This is a genomic window from Bacillus paranthracis (assembly GCF_001883995.1).
Taxonomy (GTDB): domain Bacteria; phylum Bacillota; class Bacilli; order Bacillales; family Bacillaceae_G; genus Bacillus_A; species Bacillus_A paranthracis.
Genome location: NZ_MACE01000049.1, coordinates 55,830 through 76,205 on the forward strand (window position 1 = coordinate 55,830; position 20,376 = coordinate 76,205).

The 20,376-nt window shown below is 35.9% G+C and carries 15 protein-coding genes and 1 riboswitch; of the genes, 4 read left to right on the forward strand and 11 right to left on the reverse strand.

Annotated elements, in window-relative coordinates:
* Positions 1-147: 147 nt before the first annotated feature.
* Complete coding sequence (locus BAQ46_RS17260) at positions 148-522, reverse strand: hypothetical protein (RefSeq protein ID WP_116777244.1); 375 nt, start codon at positions 520-522, stop codon at positions 148-150.
* A 133-nt stretch (positions 523-655) separates the two neighbouring features.
* On the opposite strand from BAQ46_RS17260, the gene BAQ46_RS17265 reads away from it, so the two are divergent.
* From BAQ46_RS17265 to BAQ46_RS17275, 3 genes are all read left to right on the forward strand, one after another.
* Positions 656-1,231 carry a hypothetical protein gene (locus BAQ46_RS17265; RefSeq protein WP_042990490.1) on the forward strand — a complete coding sequence of 192 codons (576 nt, stop codon included), beginning with the start codon at positions 656-658 and terminating at the stop codon, positions 1,229-1,231.
* Between the two features lie 217 nt (positions 1,232-1,448).
* Positions 1,449-1,568, forward strand: a riboswitch (glycine riboswitch).
* Between the two features lie 107 nt (positions 1,569-1,675).
* Positions 1,676-3,043: an alanine/glycine:cation symporter family protein gene (locus BAQ46_RS17270; RefSeq protein ID WP_000451019.1), complete on the forward strand. Its 1,368-nt coding sequence runs from the start codon at positions 1,676-1,678 to the stop codon at positions 3,041-3,043.
* Positions 3,044-3,275: 232 nt separating this feature from the next.
* Positions 3,276-4,469, forward strand: coding sequence for a S8 family peptidase (locus BAQ46_RS17275; RefSeq protein ID WP_000790931.1), 1,194 nt, complete (start codon positions 3,276-3,278; stop codon positions 4,467-4,469).
* 100 nt (positions 4,470-4,569) lie between these two features.
* Here BAQ46_RS17275 and BAQ46_RS17280 read toward each other — a convergent pair whose 3' ends face one another.
* Together BAQ46_RS17280 and BAQ46_RS17285 are read right to left on the reverse strand one after the other, a co-directional pair.
* A complete protein-coding gene (locus BAQ46_RS17280; RefSeq protein ID WP_000666447.1) occupies positions 4,570-5,094 on the reverse strand; it encodes a DinB family protein in 525 nt (174 codons plus the stop codon).
* Between the two features lie 14 nt (positions 5,095-5,108).
* Positions 5,109-5,876, reverse strand: coding sequence for a DUF3891 family protein (locus tag BAQ46_RS17285; RefSeq protein ID WP_000577275.1), 768 nt, complete (start codon positions 5,874-5,876; stop codon positions 5,109-5,111).
* A 205-nt stretch (positions 5,877-6,081) separates the two neighbouring features.
* Here BAQ46_RS17285 and BAQ46_RS17290 point away from each other — a divergent pair, with 205 nt between their 5' ends.
* A complete protein-coding gene (locus BAQ46_RS17290) occupies positions 6,082-6,354 on the forward strand; it encodes an HU family DNA-binding protein (protein WP_001043907.1) in 273 nt (90 codons plus the stop codon).
* A gap of 37 nt (positions 6,355-6,391) precedes the next feature.
* On the opposite strand, the gene BAQ46_RS17295 is transcribed toward BAQ46_RS17290, so the two are convergent.
* From BAQ46_RS17295 to dhbC, 8 genes are read right to left on the reverse strand one after another with little or no spacing between them, the layout of a single operon-like run.
* On the reverse strand, positions 6,392-6,934 hold the full coding sequence (locus BAQ46_RS17295; RefSeq protein ID WP_071742224.1) for a cold-shock protein: 543 nt from the start codon (positions 6,932-6,934) through the stop codon (positions 6,392-6,394).
* 35 nt (positions 6,935-6,969) lie between these two features.
* Positions 6,970-7,719: a 4'-phosphopantetheinyl transferase Sfp gene (sfp, locus tag BAQ46_RS17300; protein ID WP_000572991.1), complete on the reverse strand. Its 750-nt coding sequence runs from the start codon at positions 7,717-7,719 to the stop codon at positions 6,970-6,972.
* A gap of 58 nt (positions 7,720-7,777) precedes the next feature.
* A complete protein-coding gene (locus tag BAQ46_RS17305; protein ID WP_000644783.1) occupies positions 7,778-9,220 on the reverse strand; it encodes an MDR family MFS transporter in 1,443 nt (480 codons plus the stop codon).
* Positions 9,220-9,444, reverse strand: a complete 225-nt coding sequence (locus BAQ46_RS17310; protein WP_071742225.1) for an MbtH family protein — start codon at positions 9,442-9,444, stop codon at positions 9,220-9,222. The genes BAQ46_RS17305 and BAQ46_RS17310 overlap by 1 nt, the downstream gene beginning before the upstream one ends.
* Positions 9,441-16,598, reverse strand: a complete 7,158-nt coding sequence (locus BAQ46_RS17315; protein ID WP_071742226.1) for an amino acid adenylation domain-containing protein — start codon at positions 16,596-16,598, stop codon at positions 9,441-9,443. The genes BAQ46_RS17310 and BAQ46_RS17315 overlap by 4 nt, the downstream gene beginning before the upstream one ends.
* Positions 16,599-16,629: 31 nt before the next feature.
* On the reverse strand, positions 16,630-17,517 hold the full coding sequence (gene dhbB / locus BAQ46_RS17320; protein ID WP_001007245.1) for an isochorismatase: 888 nt from the start codon (positions 17,515-17,517) through the stop codon (positions 16,630-16,632).
* A 24-nt stretch (positions 17,518-17,541) separates the two neighbouring features.
* Positions 17,542-19,158, reverse strand: coding sequence for a (2,3-dihydroxybenzoyl)adenylate synthase (locus tag BAQ46_RS17325; RefSeq protein WP_071742227.1), 1,617 nt, complete (start codon positions 19,156-19,158; stop codon positions 17,542-17,544).
* A gap of 12 nt (positions 19,159-19,170) precedes the next feature.
* A complete protein-coding gene (gene dhbC, locus BAQ46_RS17330; protein ID WP_071742228.1) occupies positions 19,171-20,370 on the reverse strand; it encodes an isochorismate synthase DhbC in 1,200 nt (399 codons plus the stop codon).
* Positions 20,371-20,376 lie beyond the last annotated feature (6 nt).

Sequence of the window (20,376 nt, forward strand, 5' to 3'; positions counted from 1 at the left end):
CATTTGTTTACATAATATTTTTATAATCATCTAATTACTCTTTATACATATATAGAACTAATTATATTTATCACTAAATCCATCAAAACATTTATTTGATTTCATTTCAAATCATTCAGAATAAAAGAATATGTAATCCTTAACGAATTACAATTTTAGCTTATCTCCCCTATTCATCTTTTGCTCAAATATATAATACGTAAGTTCTCCCGGATAATGTAATACTGTTACTTTCCGCTCACCTTTTTTAAAACTAACAGTATGCCCGTTTTCTCCTAAGTTCTCCCATCCATTTGCCTTTGTAATAGGCATTACACTTATATATTGATAGTCCTCTTCATTATCATCGTTAATATGAATTGCTGACATTGGTACTGGAAAACCTTTAATTTTAGATTCTTTATTCATAAATATGAATGCAATTAAACCAACTAATAACATAGCCATTGAAATACTTGAAACTAGTTTTCTTCTATTCATTTTCACTAAAAACCCTCTTTTCTCGTATATAACTTTCATTATTTTACCAACTTTAATTATTTACGTATATAAAATAAATAATTTATATACTTTCCAACTTAATTTTCTCTACTTTAAACAACATTATTGTTATATATTATAATTATAAGTTTTTAAATTTTGGAGGCGTTACATATTGCAGAAATTACTTTTTACTAAATTGTCAGTTATTATTTCTATTTTCATCATTTTCGGTACGATTTTCTATGTTACTAATGTGAAAAATAACAATGAAAAAGCAACTGTAGAAACAGTGGATACAAAAATTTTCAAAACTAAATTACAACCTAAAATCGATGAATTGACTACTAATTATAATGACATCATCGAAAAAGATTGGTTGCCTGCCTGGGAAGAGATTAATACGACTGGAGATTCAGTAGATCGAAATAAACTATTAGTTACAATGAATGCTGTTTCCAAACAATATGAAAACATTATGAATGAAATAGACACTTTGAAAATTAAAGAAAATATATCGGAAGTACAAATACAAGAACAACTAGTTTATTTCACAACTGAGTTTAAAGCTGCTTCTAAATTTATGAAAAACGCAGCAGATTTAATTATAGACGGAGATAGTAACTCTACTCCAAACAGTGCAACAATTGAAAATACGAAACATGCTTTAGGGCTTGCAGATCAACATATTGTCATCGCTTTATCTACTTTAACTGAAGTTGAAGAGAAATTAGGACTTTCGAAAAAATAGAATTCTTTACTATTTTAAAATAAAAAATGATTGCATTTCATTAATTGTATATCTATAATGTTTTTATTGATTCTATACACATTCAATTCGTATAGGTTATTAATTTTATAATTCGGATGAACCATTCAGGAGAAGGTCTATTGATCTACCGACGGGGCAAAAAGTTGTTAACCGACTTTGAAACTCTCAGGTCTTGTTTACAAGTAGAACTGCATGGGGACGAATCTCTGGAGAGACTCCCTCCCGCTTTAAATAGCGCGGAGGAAAACGAGCACCGAAGGAGCAAATCCGCTACTATAGCGGATAATCTCTCAGGTAAAAGGACAGAGACAAGCGAAAGAAAATGCCGATTTGTATCGGTTTATTTTTCTATCCCTTGTTTCTCCAGAGACCATTTCATTTACTTGAAGTGGTTTTTATTTTTTCTAAAAAAGGAGAATAAAGATGGAGACAGTAAGTAAAGTATTAGAACAAATCAATCACTATGTGTGGGGATTACCAACGTTGTTGTTACTCGTTGGTACTGGTATTATTCTCACAGTGCGTTTAAAAGGTTTACAGTTTAGTAAACTATTATACGCTCACAAACTAGCTTTTAAAAAATCAGAAGATACATCTTCCTCTGGAGATATTAGCCACTTCCAAGCACTTATGACAGCTATGGCGGCAACGATTGGTATGGGAAATATAGCTGGTGTTGCAACCGCTGTGACGATTGGTGGGCCTGGTGCAATCTTTTGGATGTGGATTACTGCTTTATTCGGTATGGCAACAAAATATGCCGAAGCAATTCTTGCGGTGAAGTACCGTGTTAGTAATGAAAATGGTGAATATTCGGGTGGGCCAATGTACTATTTAGAACGTGGTTTAGGTAAGAAATGGCTTGCAGTTTTATTTGCTATATTCGGTACAACTGCTTCTTTCGGTATCGGTAATATGGTGCAATCTAATTCAGTTGCAGAGGCAATGCGAATTAATTTCTCTTTCCCTCCTGCTTTAACTGGTATAGTAATGTCATTTTTAATCGCTATCGTTATTTTAGGCGGTGTAAAAAAAATCGGGAAAGTAACAGGATATGTTGTTCCTATTAAAGCTTTCTTTTATATCATTGCTGGTCTTATCATTATTTTCTATCACTACGATCAAATTCCTGAAGCATTTTCACTTATTTTTTCTGGTGCGTTTAATGGTACTGCAGCTGCTGGTGGTTTTATCGGTGCAACAGTTGCATCAGCTATTCAAATTGGAATGGCGCGCGGCGTATTTGCGAACGAAGCTGGTTTAGGGAGTGCCCCTATTGCCGCGGCGGCTGCAAAAACTGATTCCCCTGCAAAGCAAGCTTTAGTTTCAATGACTGGTACTTTTCTAGATACATTTATTGTATGTACAATTACAGGGCTAGTATTAATTACTACAGGTGCATGGAAGTCTGGTAAAACTGGGGTTGAAGCTACAACACTTGCGTTTCAATCTGTATTCGGTACTGCTGGTAGTATGATTCTTGGTATCGCAATTATTTTATTCGCCTACTCTACTATTTTAGGCTGGTCGTATTACGGTGAGAAATGCGTGGCTTATTTATTTGGAGAAAGTGCTGTTAAATATTATAAAGCAATCTTTATTGTCATGATTGCTATTGGTGCGAATTTAAAATTAGGCATCGTATGGACATTTGCGGATATTGCAAATGGACTTATGGCGATTCCAAACTTAATTGGTCTTATTGGGTTAAGTGGTATTGTTGTTGCTGAAACGAATCGCTTTTTACAAGCAGAGAAATTGAAAGAAAATAATAAAAAACAGGCAAGTTAATCTATGAAAAAAGGAATGACTCATACATGATGAGCATTCCTTTTTTCATCCCCTCTTTTACTTTATTACTATCATTAAAAATATATTTATATCAATGTTTACTCCTTTTTATTCCTCCAAAAGTTTTTCACATAAATGTCATAAATCGTATGGTCTAACTATATAGTTGAAAAGGAATGCGACATTAAAGTGTCGCTGAAAAACTCATCCAAGAAAAGGGAGGAAAAATCTTTTGAAAAACAAAATCATTGTTTTCCTATCTGTTTTGTCTTTTATTATTGGTGGTTTCTTCTTTAACACGAATACTTCAAGCGCTGAAACATCATCTACTGATTACGTTCCTAACCAATTAATCGTTAAGTTCAAGCAAAATGCATCTTTAAGTAATGTGCAATCTTTTCATAAATCTGTCGGAGCTAATGTCTTATCTAAAGATGATAAGTTAGGTTTTGAAGTCGTTCAATTTTCAAAAGGTACTGTAAAAGAAAAAATAAAGAGTTATAAAAATAATCCAGATGTGGAATATGCAGAACCGAATTATTACGTTCACGCCTTTTGGACTCCAAACGACCCATATTTTAAAAATCAATATGGATTACAAAAAATTCAAGCTCCACAAGCTTGGGATAGCCAACGAAGTGATCCTGGTGTAAAAGTAGCCATTATTGATACAGGAGTTCAAGGCTCACACCCTGATTTGGCTTCGAAAGTAATTTACGGGCATGATTATGTTGATAACGACAATACATCTGATGATGGGAATGGTCATGGTACACATTGCGCTGGAATTACTGGAGCACTTACGAATAACAGCGTCGGAATTGCTGGTGTTGCCCCACAAACTTCCATTTATGCTGTTCGCGTATTAGATAATCAAGGAAGTGGTACTCTCGATGCTGTAGCGCAAGGTATTCGAGAAGCTGCTGATTCGGGTGCAAAAGTAATTAGTTTAAGTTTAGGAGCTCCAAATGGTGGTACTGCATTACAACAGGCCGTTCAATATGCATGGAATAAAGGCTCTGTTATAGTTGCAGCTGCTGGAAATGCTGGAAATACAAAAGCTAATTACCCTGCTTATTACAGCGAAGTAATTGCAGTTGCTTCTACAGACCAATTAGATAAGAAATCTTCATTTTCTACTTATGGTAGCTGGGTTGATGTTGCAGCACCAGGTTCAAATATATATTCTACTTATAAAGGAAGCACGTATCAATCATTAAGTGGTACATCTATGGCAACACCTCATGTCGCAGGAGTTGCTGCTCTTTTAGCAAATCAAGGATATAGCAATACACAAATTCGCCAAATTATTGAGTCAACTTCTGATAAAATTACTGGTACAGGTACGTACTGGAAAAACGGTAGAGTCAATGCATATAAAGCTGTACAATATGCGAAGCAATTACAAGAAAATAAAGCTTCTTAAGAAATAAAGTAAAACTTTAATCAGTTGATCTACCATTCATGCGGAATAAAATAGAAGGAGAGACTTCTACAACTAAAGCCTCTCCTTCTTATAAACTATATTACTCTCCCTGCTTTTTAACCATATGTAAATACAGAACAAAATCCATCATTGTCGACGAATGACCAAGTTGACGAATCATCGCTGTTATATTTCCTCTATGATATGTACCATGATTTACAACATGTTGTACTAACTCTAAAATTGAAGTTTCTAATTTTCCTACATACGGATTCTCGATAACAAATACAGCATTCACATCTTGTATTGTACTTAAAAAGTCTTTATATTGATCTGCCATATTTTCAAACATTTTTTCTAATTCATGTAACGATTTGTTTTCCATTTGTTTTCGTAAATCTTCTCGGCCTTGTATTGCTTCATTCATACTTTTACCATGCAATATGTGTAACCACACTTGATCTGTAATATAAATATGGGCAAACGTATCCTTGATTGATGGAAATACACTCTGCATCTGTTCAGTAAAAATCGTCTCATAGTTTGGTAATTCTTTTAGTCGATTGAATAATCGTAGATTAGCCCAAGCATGGTAATCCACTTGTTTTAACATGTACTCTTTCAATCGAAATCGCCTCCTTATTGTATGAAACGAATAGTTTGTTTCTTTATTTCTGATTCTCTATCAGCTTTTGCAATTCCTTTTTCTTCAATTTCTTGTTTATTTATAGTTTTATATTTTACATACGTATGAAATTCCGTTTGAAATGGAAACGGTGTAATCCGAATTGTTTCCTTGTCCACCCATTCAGCTTGTATAGGTTTCTCCTCCTTACTATTAAACATTTCTGTTCCTTCAAAACCATCTTTAAACAAATCAATTTCCTCTTCCTTTTCTACACCCGGTTTATTCATACAGACATATAAAGAAAGTTCATCGCAAAACTTTAATAATCTATAATGTTTATCGAACATCGCAAATTGTTCTTTTGTTAGCGTCGTCAATATTCTTTTTTGTCGTTCCAGTTCCCCTGTATAAAATGACATCATCTCTTCATCTTCCTCATTTAATGGAAATGATAAAAAATGCTTACTACAAAGTAATGCTCCGTATGGATTGGAATCTTCAATTTCATTCAAACCAATCGTATAAAAGACAAAACGTAATGAACTTGGACAATCCATAAATGTATATGGGATATTTTTAGCATCATTTAAAATTGGTACTTTATCAAGTTCTATCCATCCTCTATCATGCTCATATATTGCATCAATTGTCTCTTTTAAATATGTGTCATCTTCAAAAAAATCTTCTTTTATATGCTTTGCAATCTCTCCAGCTAAAAAACCATGATCATGTTGACGAATTAATGTACTTTCTTTCTCATCCTTTTCACGAAAAATCATCCGTATACTCCCCCTCATCCTCATATTATAGCGTTTTCTATGCATCATTTCTTAATTAATCCCTAATTATTAGCAGGGATTCAGTTTCCTGCAACGAAATTAACATAACTATATAGCATTCTTTCTAACAATATAAATAGCTTTATCTTTACTATCTATTATACTAAATCATTCATTCCAAAAAATTTTTTTATGAGGTGAAAACATGAACAAAACAGAATTAATTAAAAATGTCGCACAATCAGCTGATATTTCTCAAAAGGATGCTTCTGCAGCTGTACAATCTGTATTTGACACAATTGCTACTGCATTACAGTCTGGCGATAAAGTTCAATTAATCGGCTTTGGAACTTTTGAAGTGCGTGAAAGATCTGCTCGTACAGGACGTAATCCACAAACCGGCGAAGAAATTCAAATCGCTGCTGGTAAAGTTCCTGCATTTAAAGCAGGTAAAGAGTTAAAAGAAGCTGTGAAATAAACAAGAAACCAGCCATTTTATAGGCTGGTTTCTTGTTTTAATTTAGTAATTGCTTTATATTTTCTGCATGATACACCTCGCAAATATAAAATATGCATCTGCAGTTACTTACAATTTGATATTTTCTTGTTGGATACACATGCGCCGAAACAGAGCATCCATCAAATAATTCAATAATATTCCCAGAAGGCTGATATCCTTCATATAATACGTTCCTTCTTACTTCCATCTTTTCTATAAGTTTTTCAACTGGAATGTTTCCACTCTCTAGCTCCCTCTTTATTGTATTTGGTAAAAACGAGGTATCCGCAAAAATGAGATTTTCAGATAATACTTTCCCTTTATAACTAATATTGGATACACGGTAAAGAAATGTTCCGTTTTTATCAAAGAAACTCTTTGCTTCTTTCGGGATATACTGTCTATCCAGCACCTCTTGTTCTAGAACATCAAACTGAACTGTATCATTCAATAACTTTTCTAAAGCATGAATAGATGATGTATCTCCAGAAAATAAAATATTTTTAATTGCTTGTACATTATAAGTGGATTCATTTGTTCTATTTTTCGCTACTAGCATGAGGAACACCTCTTCTATAAAATATTTTATTAAACTTATTTATAATTTAAAAGCGCTACTGCATCCAGCTGTATGATTTCGGTGACTTCTTTACTACATATTGCAATTGAAGCTATATAATCTATACTTGGCCTTAAATCTCTCATCACTGTATTTTCTACTAACTCTTGTCTATCCTGAAAAACTAACAAGTTTGGAGGATCATTTGGAGCTGATATAGTAATATCCACTGGTGGAATCATTAGACCTTCACCTGTCGCTTTGAGCACAGCTTCCTTTCTAGTCCAATATGTTAAAAAACCTTCTATTTTTTGTTCATTAGGCAACTTCATAACTTGCGCTATTTCAATGTCGGTTAATACGCCTTCTACCATTTTCATAACATCAACATCTGGATTCATTTGTTCAACATCAACGCCTACAGGTGCAGACTTTGTAAATGCAACTACAACCCACTCACCCGAATGTGAAACCGATAACTGCGGCATCCCCTCTGGTAATTGTGGTCTACCATGTTGTAACTTACATACTGGGCACAGCCTATCAATTGGCACTTGAACTGGTGACATAGAAAGTATTTTACCTAGAACTAATCTACTAATTACACAACCGATTATAAAACGAGCACGATCTGCCGAATGATGATATGAATTTGCTTTCTCTCGTTCAACATCATTTAGTAAATTGTAATGCCATGATTGTAAATCCGAAATTCTTCCCCACCATATTTGACAATCATTCTCATTCAAAATCGGTATAGAATCTACAACTTTACTTTCTATCATGTAAACTCTCTCCTTCTAAATACCAATATCATTTTATTTCAAAAGACCATTTTCAAACTTATTCATTTACAACTTCTTTCTCTTTTTGTAATACAGGTAACGGTTTTTTCTTCTTTTTTGACATTACCTCTTTATCAGAAATACGTAAAGAAAATAGTAATGCTACGAGTAAAAATATTGCTGATCCAATTAATGCTGCTTGATATGGCAATAAATCTGAATGAGTATTATGTTGTACACTGCTATTTCCAAAACCGGCTAGTATACTAGCTAAAACAGCAACTCCTATCGCTGAACCTAATCGATTTTGCACATTAAATATAGTAGTTGCTCTCCCCATAGAAGGCGGCGTTATATTGTTAAATGCAGAAAATTGAACTGCTCCAACTGATTGGCCTAAGAAAATACCTATGCCAAACAATAATACCCGTATTTGCCAAGGGTTCGTATCGTGATTTACAAAACTTAATAAAATAAAGATAATCGCCGTACAAATTACCCCTATAGAAATTACCTTACGAGCTCCTAATTTCTTATATGACCATGGCACAATCTGTGACGATATCATTAATCCAATGGCCTCTGGGAATGTAGTAAGACCTGATTCCAGTGCGGATGCTCCTATTACATTTTGATACATAAGCGGAAAAACAAATAACATTCCTAGTAAACCAGCTGATGAAAATAATGAAATAAGGCTCATCTTTCTAAAGACTGGTTCTTTTAATAAGCGTAAATCTAACATCGGTTGCTTTACTTTCAGTTCTACGATTATAAACAATGTAATGAATACAACCCCAGCTATCCCAGTACTCATAATTTCTGGAGAAATCCACCCTTTTGACGGTCCCTGGCTGAGTGCATATATGAGCATCGCAAATCCTGGTGCTGATAAAATAAAGCCGAGAGAATCAAAGCGACCAGCTGATTTTTCAACATGCTCTGCTAAAAATAGAAGTCCAAATAGCAATGCAACAATTCCAAATGGTAGATTAATATAAAATGCCCAGCGCCAAGACATTTGATCTACAAAAAAGCCACCAATAATTGGTCCTACTGCCGGTGCGACAGCAATTGGCAACACAATAAACCGAGAAATTTTCGGCCTTTCCTCTGGTGAAAATGTTCGGAATAACATCGCCATCCCAACTGGTGTTAAAAGCCCCCCACCAGCACCTTGAATAATACGAAAAATATTCAAGGATGTAATATCGTTCGCTATCCCACATAACGCAGATGCGGTTGTAAATACGAAAAGAGCAGCTAGAAATACTCTTTTCGTACCGAATCGATCTCCTAACCAACCAGAAATCGGAAGGAAAACAGCTAAGCTAACTAAATATCCAACATTAACTGTCCCCATCGCAGATGGTGGCACTTGCAGTTCCTTACTTATCGTTTGCAGTGCTACATTTACAATCGTTGCGTCCATGGCAGCCATAAACATCGCTGTTATATATACGATGCTTACAACTACTTTTGGATTTATTTTTGCTTTCATTATCGTTTTCCTACTACTATTTTTTCACCAGCTTGATTACTTTTTGGATTCAAATCTGTCCAGATATTTTCAACATATTGTAAGCAATCGTGCCTGCTAGCTTCTTCATGTACGACATTCCACCCAATAGGTACATCAAGAAAGACAGGCCAGAGAGAATACTGGCCCTCCTCATTTATTAATACTTTATATGTGTAATTATCATTTTCAAATGGATTCGTCATACTCTCCTTACCCCTTTCTTATTCTGCAAATATTTCGCTAATACTTGTCCAATTTCCGTAAGTGGACCTGGCTGACATAGATCTTTATGTCTACAGTCAATATCATGCTGCACAATTTTCCCATCTAAATAATTTAGCCATGTATTTGGAGAAATAGGATCAAACCAGTCTGGTATAACAGTAGATCTAAATAATAAAATATCTCCATTATAAACTTTCGGTACGTATCTCCCTAATAATCCTACCGAATTTACATATGTTTCTTTCAAGTTCAATATAGTCTCTTCTTCAAGACTTGCTAATGCACTTCCATCTGTACGAAGGATTTCAACTGCACTTTCCATCGTAAGTGGTTTACCATCCATGTTATCTGGGTCATATCCGCCTAAAGCAAGTAATGCGATTAACGCTTCCTCTTCAGTAGGCGCTTCCGTATTCGGTAGGAAGTGACCAGGATAAGAATCTAGCATAACGAGTAATTCTACTTCTTCCCCTTCATTTTGTAGTTGCGCTGCCATTGCATGCACAACATTTCCTCCGAGCGACCAACCGAGTAAACGATATGGTCCGTGAGGCTGTACTTCACGGACGTGTTTTAAATAATCCGCTGCCATTTCCTCTAAACTTTTTGGAAGTTCTTCATTTTTAGCGATACCACGTGCTTGTACACCGTAGATTGGATAATCTGTTCCTAAAGATTTCATAAGTCCTGCATAGCACCAACTTAATCCACCTGCTGGGTGTACACAAAATAGTGGCAATTGGTTTCCACTTGCTCGTAACGGAAGCAACACATCGAGTGCACTTTGTCCATTTCCCACTTCAAGTCTTTCAGCAAGGCCTGCGACAGTAGGTGCTGCAAATAAAGTTCCGATATTTAATTCGATCCCAAGTGCTTCTTTAATACGGCTCATAAGCTGCACTGCAAGGAGTGAATGACCACCTAAATCAAAGAATCCGTCATCAATTCCAATTTGAGGTACACTTAGCACTTCTGTAAACAAGTCACATAACATTTCTTCTTGCGGTGTTCTTGGTCCACGACTAGAAGATGATACGATAAATTCTGGAGCTGGCAATGCCTTTCTATCTAACTTACCGTTCGGAGTTAAAGGGAACTCATTTACTACTACAAAAGCGTATGGAACCATATAATCTGGTAAACTACCACTAGCAAACTGACGCATTTCATTCGTATCAATCGCTTCATTATTTGATGCGACGATATAAGAAACTAATCGTTTATCCCCTGGTTGATCTTCCCGTACAATAACTGCTACTTGCTCAACTGTAGGATGTTTCATTATGACCGCTTCTATTTCTCCTAATTCAATTCGGAATCCACGAATTTTTATTTGATGATCTGCACGTCCTATATAATCTAGCGTCCCATCTTGACGCCAACGTGCTAAGTCTCCAGTACGATACATTCTTGTACCTGGCTTGCCAAATGGATCTGCAATAAAACGTTCTGCAGTTAAACCTGCCCTTCCTAAATATCCACGAGCAAGCCCTGCACCTGCAACATACATTTCTCCAACTACTCCAGGTGGCACTGGTTGTAAATAATGATCTAATACGTATACTTTAAGATCAGGTATACTGCACCCAATTAAACTATTTGCTCGTAAAGAAACGGTACTCTCATCTAGCTCAATATAACTAACATGTACTGTCGTCTCAGTAATACCGTACATATTAATAAGCTTCGGCGCGTTATGAGGATGTCGACTATACCAATCTTCTAATCGACTTAGCTCAAGTGCTTCACCTCCAAAAACAACATATCGTAAAGATAATTGTTGGCCAATCTCTTTATTTTCACGATCTGCTTGCATCAATTGATAGAACGCTGATGGAGTTTGGTTTAAAACAGTTACCTTTTCTTTAACAAGAAGCTGTAAAAATTCTTTCGGCGAGCGACTTACAGTATGTGGAACTACAACTAAGCGCCCTCCGTATAATAAAGGTCCCCAAATTTCCCAAACCGAGAAATCAAAAGCATATGAATGGAACATCGTCCACACATCGTTTCCATCAAACTGGAACCAATGATCAGTTGCTCCTAAAAGTCTTACTACATTTTGATGAGGTATCATAACGCCTTTCGGTCTACCTGTTGAACCTGATGTATAAATAACGTAAGCAATATGTGATGGAGTTAATGGCTTCACGCGCTCCATTTCATCAATATTGTCTTCACTATGTTTCTCAATTTCTTCTATTACTTTTACATTATCAACTAAAACTTTTAGTGCCTCATTACATTCAATTTCCACTTCTGAATTCGTTAAAACACATGATGGTTTCGCATCGTGTAGCATAAAAGAAATACGGTCTGCTGGGTAATCTGGATCTAACGGAAGGTATCCAGCACCAGCTTTAAGAACAGCTAATAAGCTTACAACCATGTTTAATGATCTTGGCATCGCTAAAGCAACGAGTTGATCAGGACCAATTCCTTTTGCTATTAGGAATCGAGCTATTTTATTTGCTTTTCTATTTAACTCTTCATAAGTTAATTTCTTATTTTCAAAGACGACAGCAATAGCATTTGGATTAATATGAACCTGCTTTTCAAATAATTGTGGCAATGTCATTTCTGGTGCAATTTGAAAACCACCATTCCACTTTTCTAACACTGTATTTTTCTCTGCTAAAGTTAATATTTCTAATCTGCCAATGGATTGATCTGGATTTGTCGCCGCATCATCTAATAACAAAATGAATCGTTCTATTAGTTTTTGAACCGTTTCATGTTTATATAAATCGGTACTAAACTCTAGTAAACCATGTAAACCGTCCGGAGTACCATCAACCCCGTGACTCTCACTAATTTCAAATGTTAAATCAAACTTCGCAGAGCCAACACTTTGAATTTCAAGGCTCGTTTCTATATCCGGGACATCAAAGATTGCTTCTGGCGTATTTTGGAAAGCTAACATAACTTGAAATAGCGGATGACTATTTCGAGTACGCACCGGGTTTAACACTTCAACGAGTCGTTCAAATGGAACATCTTGATTTTCATAAGCTGCAAGATTTGCCTGCTTCACTCTATTTAATAATTCTTTAAAACTTGGATCTCCTGAAGTATTTGTACGTAACACTAATGTATTTACAAATAAACCAACAATATCTGAAAGTACATCATCATTTCTTCCAGCAATCGGACTTCCAATTGGTATATCAGTGCCTGCACCTAATCTTGTAAATAGCGCACTTAGTCCTGCTTGTAATACCATAAACAAACTAACTCCGTTTTTCCGTGCGAGCTCTACTAACCTACTATGCATACCTGCATCTATATGAAAATGAATTGTTTCTCCTCTGTAACTCGTTTCCATTGGACGCTGATAATCTGTAGGTAACTCCAATTGATCTGGTAATCCCTTTAACTCTTTCTTCCAAAAATCTAATTGTGTTGAAATGAGACTTTCTTGTGTAGTTTCATCCCCTAACAATTGCTGTTGCCAAAGTGCATAATCTGCGTATTGAACTGGAAGTGTCTCCAGCTGTACTTTGTTCCCTTGACATCGCGCTTTATACGCCGCTGTAAAATCTCTCGTCAACGGTTGTAACGACCAGCCATCCCCTACAATATGATGCAATAGAATTAGTAATACATGTTCGTTTTCATTCACTGTAAATAGTTGCAAACGAACTGCTGGTTCAACATCGAGGTTAAAGCTATATCTTACAGCCTCCGCAAGTACACTTTCTAATTCATTTTTACATGTATTTGTTATAATCATTTCAAGATTTAAGTTTTCCATATGTAAAATTTCCTGGTAGGAACTACCTAATACGTTAGGGAAAATTGTTCTAAGTGTTTCATGTTTCTCGACTACATCATAAAAGGCACGTTGTAATGCTCCCTCGTTCAACTTTCCAGACAAACGAATGACTAACGGAATATTATAAGTAGGACTTGGACCTTCTAAACAATGTAAGAACCATAATCTACGCTGTGCAAATGAAAGTGGAACTTCATTTGGCCTACTTACTTTCTTAATCGCTGGTCTTGCAGTTTTTGCTCGATCCAATTGTTTCACTAATTCAGCAACAGTTGGCGATTCAAATAGTTTTCCAATTCCTAATTCGACACTTAACGTTTCACGAATTCTTGCCATTAAACGCGATGCAAGAAGCGAATGTCCACCCATTTCAAAGAAATTATCATCAATGCTAATGCGAGAAACACCAAGTACTTCTGCAAATAAATGACATAATATTTCTTCTTTCGGATTTCTAGCAACTCTCTCATTGTTCATGCCATTAAAATCAGGAGCAGGTAATTTCTTTCTATCAACCTTTCCATTTGGCGTTAATGGTAATTCTTCTAGCAATACAAATGCTGATGGCACCATATAATTCGCTAAACTTTCTGAAACATAAGAACGAATTTCTGAAAGATGAATCGTTTCCTTCTCTTCGGCAACAATATACGCAATGATTCGTTTATCATTTGGACGATCTTCTTGTACCATAACCACTGCTTGCTTAATATTTTCATGGCGTTGTAATACCATTTCAATTTCAGCTAATTCAATTCGGAAACCACGAATTTTAATTTGATGATCTGCGCGGTTCATGTACTCTAAAACACCATCACTGCGCCATTTTACTAGATCACCTGTACGGTACATGCGCTGCCCTGGTTTTCCATAAGGATTTGCAACAAACCGTTCAGCTGTTAACTCCGGTTTTCCTAAATATCCGCTTGCAAGCCCTTCCCCTGCAATATACAATTCACCAATTACTCCAGGTGGTACTGGTTGTAAACCTGCATCTAATACATACACGTCTGTATTCCAAATTGGCTTTCCAATAGGAGGTATACCACTTTCCCTTTCATCGATGTTCATGACAGTAGACCAAATAGTCGTTTCAGTTGGTCCATATAAATTAGTTAATGAACAACCTAATTCTTTTAATTTATTTGCTAAATGCGCTGGAAGAGCTTCACCACCAACTAGTATGTTTAGCCCTTGTAGCTTCTCTGGATAATCAGTTACTAACGCCTGCCAAAGCGTCGGTGTAGCCTGCATAATGGTCACTCTTTCTTCCTGTAAAAGTGTCGTTAATGCAGAAGGCTCTTGAATGTCTTCCTTTTGCGCAATTGTTAAACTTGCACCACTAATAAGAGGTAAATAAATTTCTAGAGCAGAAATATCAAACGCAAATGTTGTAACTGCTAATAAATGATCATTTTCATGTAATGACAACATATCGTCCATGGCCAATAAAAAGTTACTTAAAGCTTTCATAGGAACAATTACACCTTTTGGGTTACCCGTTGAGCCTGAAGTATATATTGTATAGGCTGGGTTTAAAAGTGATACATCATTCTTACATTCTATATTCATACGAGAATATGTATGTAATGCTAGTTTCGTTTCTTCGTCATCTAATACAATTTTTTTCATATCATTTTCTATAACTAACTTAGATGAAACAGATGAATGTGTTATGATACAAACTGGTTTTGCATCATTTACTATATAATTTATTCGCTCAGCTGGGTATTCTGGATCTATTGGTAAATACGCTGCACCAGCCTTTAAAACTGCTAGCATACTAGTTACCATTTCTATTGATCTTGGAAATACTAAAGCTACAAACTGATTTGGTCTTATTCCTTCTTCTACTAAATAATGTGCTAGTTCATTCGCTCGTTCATTTAGCTCTTTATACGTAAAGTTTACACCATCACAAGTAATCGCTAGTTTATTTGGAGTTTTTTGCACTTGTTTTTCAAATGATATAGGTAGACTGATTAACTCATCGTCTTCCTTCGTTTCATTCCATTCCAATAAAACTTTATGATTTTCTTCAGGAAGAGTAATATTTATTTTTCCAATCGACTCGTCTTTTTGATAAGCATTTATCATTAATTCTAATAATTGCATAAATCTTTCTTTATGCAATGCTAGCTCCGCACCATTATATACTTCCGGATTCGCATCAAAATGAATCATTAGCTCATTTTGATCAAAACGTTTATATACATTTATTGATAAATCATCGACAGGTCCTGCTGATAAATTATGTGTAATACCACGATTCCCACCAAAGTTAAGCCCGTAATCAAAAGGCATAACATTCACTAACGGTCCAAATAACCTTTGATTTTCACCTAATAACTTTAAGTCTCTTCTTAATTCCTCATGACGGTATTTATGATGGCGACGTACGTCTCGGATTTCTTTAGAAACTTGCTGTAATAATTCTACGAGAGTTATATTTGGGGTTACAGTAAGACGAAGTGGTACTAAATTCATTACCATACTCGGTGTATGAATAGATGCAGAACCTAGACGCCCCATCATCGGTAAACCTAAAACAATATCATTTTCACCTGTTAATTTATGCATATAAATACTTGTTACAGCGACAATGAATTCCGGCCAACTTGTTAACGAAATATTGATATTTTCTAGTAAAGTTTTCGTACTAGAACTAGATAAATAAGCTGTTTCACGTAAAAATCCATTCGATGTTCTCGGTGCTCGTTCTGCCAAACTTACAACTTCTGGTTCATCCGCAAATTTTTCTAACCAAAAAGCACGATCTTCCTGAAATTGTTTAGACTCACGATACTCCATATCTTCTTGCACAACTTTTGCAAGAGAACCAAATGGCTTTTCATTCTTGTTTTTTTCTTCTATAAGTGATGTATACTCATTCGCTACCTTTTGGCTAAGAAGTGAAAATCCATAGCCATCCATCACAATGTGATGGATGCGCTGATACCAAAAGAAACGATTATTTTCAACTTGAATAAGTGCTTCAGTAAATAAAGTATCTTTTTTCAAATCGACTGGCATAGATAAATCATTTTTCATCCATGCTTTAGCAGCCTCTTCAGGATTTTCTTCTTTACGAACGTCAATAAAATGCATATGAAACTGTGATTCTTCAATAACTTGCCATGGGCCAATTTCATCCTCTTCGAAGCGAACATGAAGTGCTTCTGCTTCCATTACAACTTTACGTACAGCTAATTCAAAAATGTCTTGATGAATATTTCCGTTTATTTCTACATATTCCCCAGTATTATAAATTGGATTAAGTGGATCTAATTTTTGCGCAAACCACATACCAGACTGCGCAGATGATAACGAATGACGAACCTTTTGACTATTAGGCATTCTTCACTACCCCTTTATTATGTAGTCTATATTAAAGTACACGTTCTGTTTGCAGAGATAATAAGCGATGCCAATCAACAACCGTTGGGTTCTCTGCTAAATCCGCAAAAGTAATCTCCTTTCCTTCGCGACGCCACTTCTCTACTAAACTCATAATTCTGACCGAATCAAGTCCTCTATTTAATAAATCTTCATCAGTCCCAACACTCTCTACTGGTTCACGAAGTAATTGTGCAACTAGTTCATGTACTTTTTGTAAAGTGATTTCATCATCATCTTTTAAACCTTGTAACTCTGTTAACAAACTGTTAGTTGATGTCGTTACTGCACATCTATTTGACGCATACTCCAACGCTTGTTTATGATGTTCTAGTGAAAAATCAGCAACTGCATCCGCTACAAAGAACGGCTGAATTCCATCCATAAATGCTTCACAAGCTGTTAAAAGGCAGCCAATATGCGCATAAATACCGCAAATAATGAGTTGATCTCTTCCTTGTTCGTTTAAAATTTCTAATAGATTTGTCTTTTTAAATGCACTATATCTCCATTTTGTTAAGAATATATCATCCTCATCAGGAGTAAGTTCATCGACAATTTTCTTTTTATCTGGTCCAGCAGGAATACCGTCCCCCCAAAAATCTTGTAATAACCCTCGTTGTTCTAGTGTTTGTCCACCCGGTTGCGCTGTATAAACAACTGGTATACCAAGTTCCTTACATTTTTCTCTTATCACCTTAATATTTGAAATGAGTTCTACTTTCGGTGACTCTTTATCGCTATATGCATCAAGAAAATATTCTTGCATGTCATGGATTAGAAGAACCGCACGTTTCGGATCTGGTTTCCAATCCACTTTATTTTTTGGTAGTTCTGATTCAATTGGCATTTTATATACTGAAATAGATGGGATAGCCATCTAATCACTTCCTTCCGGTTTTTATTATTGTTTTACTGTAATAAGTTTTTCAGCAATGACTTTACGTAGTTCTTTTTTGCTTACCTTTCCAACGCCTGTTTGCGGGAATGATTCAATAAATTCAATTCGATCTGGAATCTTATAAGCTGCTATACCACGCTCTCTTAAAAATTTTTTTAATTCACTTACTGCCGGAGCTTGTCCGCGAGCTATAACAAATGCACAAGTACGTTCTCCTAAATAATCGTCAGGCATAGATACAATCGCTACATCATGTACTGCAACATGTGCTAATAGATGATTTTCAACTTCTTCCGCGGCAACTTTTTCACCACCACGATTAATTTGATCTTTATCTCTTCCTTCTACAATGATGTAACCTTGTTCATTTACTTTCACAAGATCTCCTGTGCGATAAAATCCATCCTTTGTAAACGATTGTGCATTATGCTCTTCTGCTTTATAATAACCACGAATTGTATATGGCCCTCTTGTTAATAAACTACCTACTTCGCCAGGTTTTACATCGTTGTCATTTTCATCAACAACTCGTACTTCATCGATTGCAGACATTGGTCTACCTTGTGTATGAATAATAATTTCTTCCGGATCATCTAATCTTGTATAGTTCACTAATCCTTCCGCCATACCGAATACTTGCTGTAATGTACATCCAAATGTAGGGCGTATACGTTTTGCAACTTCAGCACTAAATTTCGCGCCACCTACTTGAATCACTTCTAGACTCGATAAATCGTTATTACGTGAAGATGCAGCATCAAGCCATATCATTGCTAATGGTGGTACGAGAGCAGTAATCGTAACTTTTTCTTTTTCAATAAGTGCAAATGCCTCATCTGGACTACCTCCAGTTGCCAGCACTACTTTTCCACCCGCATAGAAAGTTCCAAATGTACCAGGAGAGCTCATCGGGTAATTATGTGCTACTGGAAGAACGGCCATATAGACACTCTTTGCACTTAAATTACAAATTTCAGCGCTAACACGTAAACTATAAATATAATCATCATGCGTTCGAGGAATTAATTTAGAAAGTCCTGTTGTCCCCCCTGATAATTGGAGAAACGCAACATCACTTGGCTGAACTTCTGGTAATGGAACGGGATCTATATATAAATCACTTATGTTCACAAATTCTTCTTCTTCTCCCACTACAATTACATGTTGTAAAGTTGGCACTTTCTCTTTCACTTCTCTTGCTAGTTTTCGATAATCAAAACCGAGAGCTTTATCTGAAATAACGTAAGCACTCGCCTCACCAAACTCACAAAAATAACTAATTTCACTGCTTCGATGTGAAGGTAATGCAAAAACAGGAAGTGCCCCAATTCGAAATAGCGCAAAACATACTTCGAAAAACTCAATAACGTTAGGTAGCTGGATTACAACTCGATCCTCTTGCTTTATTCCTAAATTCAGTAGCCCTGAAGCTAATCGATCTACTTTTTTATCAAACTCACTATACGTAATATGCGTATTACCACTTACAACTGCAATTTGATCGCCATATTTTTCAGCTCGCTCTCTTAACATCCCGCCAAATGTTTCCCCAAGCCAACACCCTTCCTCTCGATAACGATCAGCAAATTCTTTTGGCCATTTTGTATAACCTGTTAGCATTCTTTCTGCCCCCTACTTTTCATTAAGTGAACTATCATTTAATCCTAATGCTTTCAACATTGTTTGGAACTTAGCTGATGTTTCTGCTAATTCATCTTCTGGTTTTGACTCAGCAACAACGCCCGCTCCTGCATATAAACGGAGTGTATTTTCTTGTACTTCAGCACAACGAATTGTAACAATCCATTCACCGTCTCCATTTAAATCACTCCACCCTAGCATTCCTGTAAAGAATTCACGGTCAAATGGCTCAATTTTTTGAATCGCCTCTCTCGCTTCTTCCATCGGTGTGCCGCAAACTGCTGGCGTCGGATGAAGAGCAATTGCTAATTCCAAAGAAGTAGTATTCGGATCCTTTAGTTCACCTTTCACTTCAGTAGATAAATGCCACATCGCTTCACTATGAATAACGGATGGCTTTTCCGGAACATGTAATGTATGACAGTACGGACGAAGCGCTGCAGCAACTGCTTCTACTACTACCGCATGTTCATGTAAATCTTTTGGAGAAGAAAGTAATTCCTCTGCTCTTCTCTTATCTTCAGCTGAATCCTCACTACGTGGCCTTGAACCAGCTAACGGATTAGAAATAACTTGCATACCATTACGTGAGACGAGTAATTCAGGGCTCGCTCCAATTAACGTCTTACTACTCTCATTTTCATCTTTCGATACATTCACAGCAAATGTATATCCATGCTTATTATGCGCTGCTAATTCTCGAAGAAGTTTTTGCTTATCAATCTTTTCGGAAGAATTAACATCTAACGATCTGGATAGAACGATTTTTTTTAAATCCCCGCCCTTTATTTTTGCAATTCCTTGCTTCACACCATTCATATACACTTCAGGCGCTGGCATTGGCGTCATTTCGAATGTTAAGTTCTCATTTGTTTCAAGCTGATTTGTTGTATCCAATTGTAATCGTTCAGAAGTCCTACTATATTCTGGTACGATAAGTTGGACTTCTTTTCTACGATCAAATGGCAAAGCACCGACAACGATAGGATTCAGATTTCCGGCTTGTTTTGCATTACATAATACTGCTTGTACAAGTTCTGGGAAACTTTCAATTTCATGATGCTTTACTGTAGTAAACTCTCCTTCTGCTAATATCGTTCGAGTTGGTGAAGCGAAAAAGAATGAAGATTCAGTCTTATAATCTTCTAGTAATTTTTCTGACAGTTCCTTTACAGCCGTAAATTCCTTCATTGTATA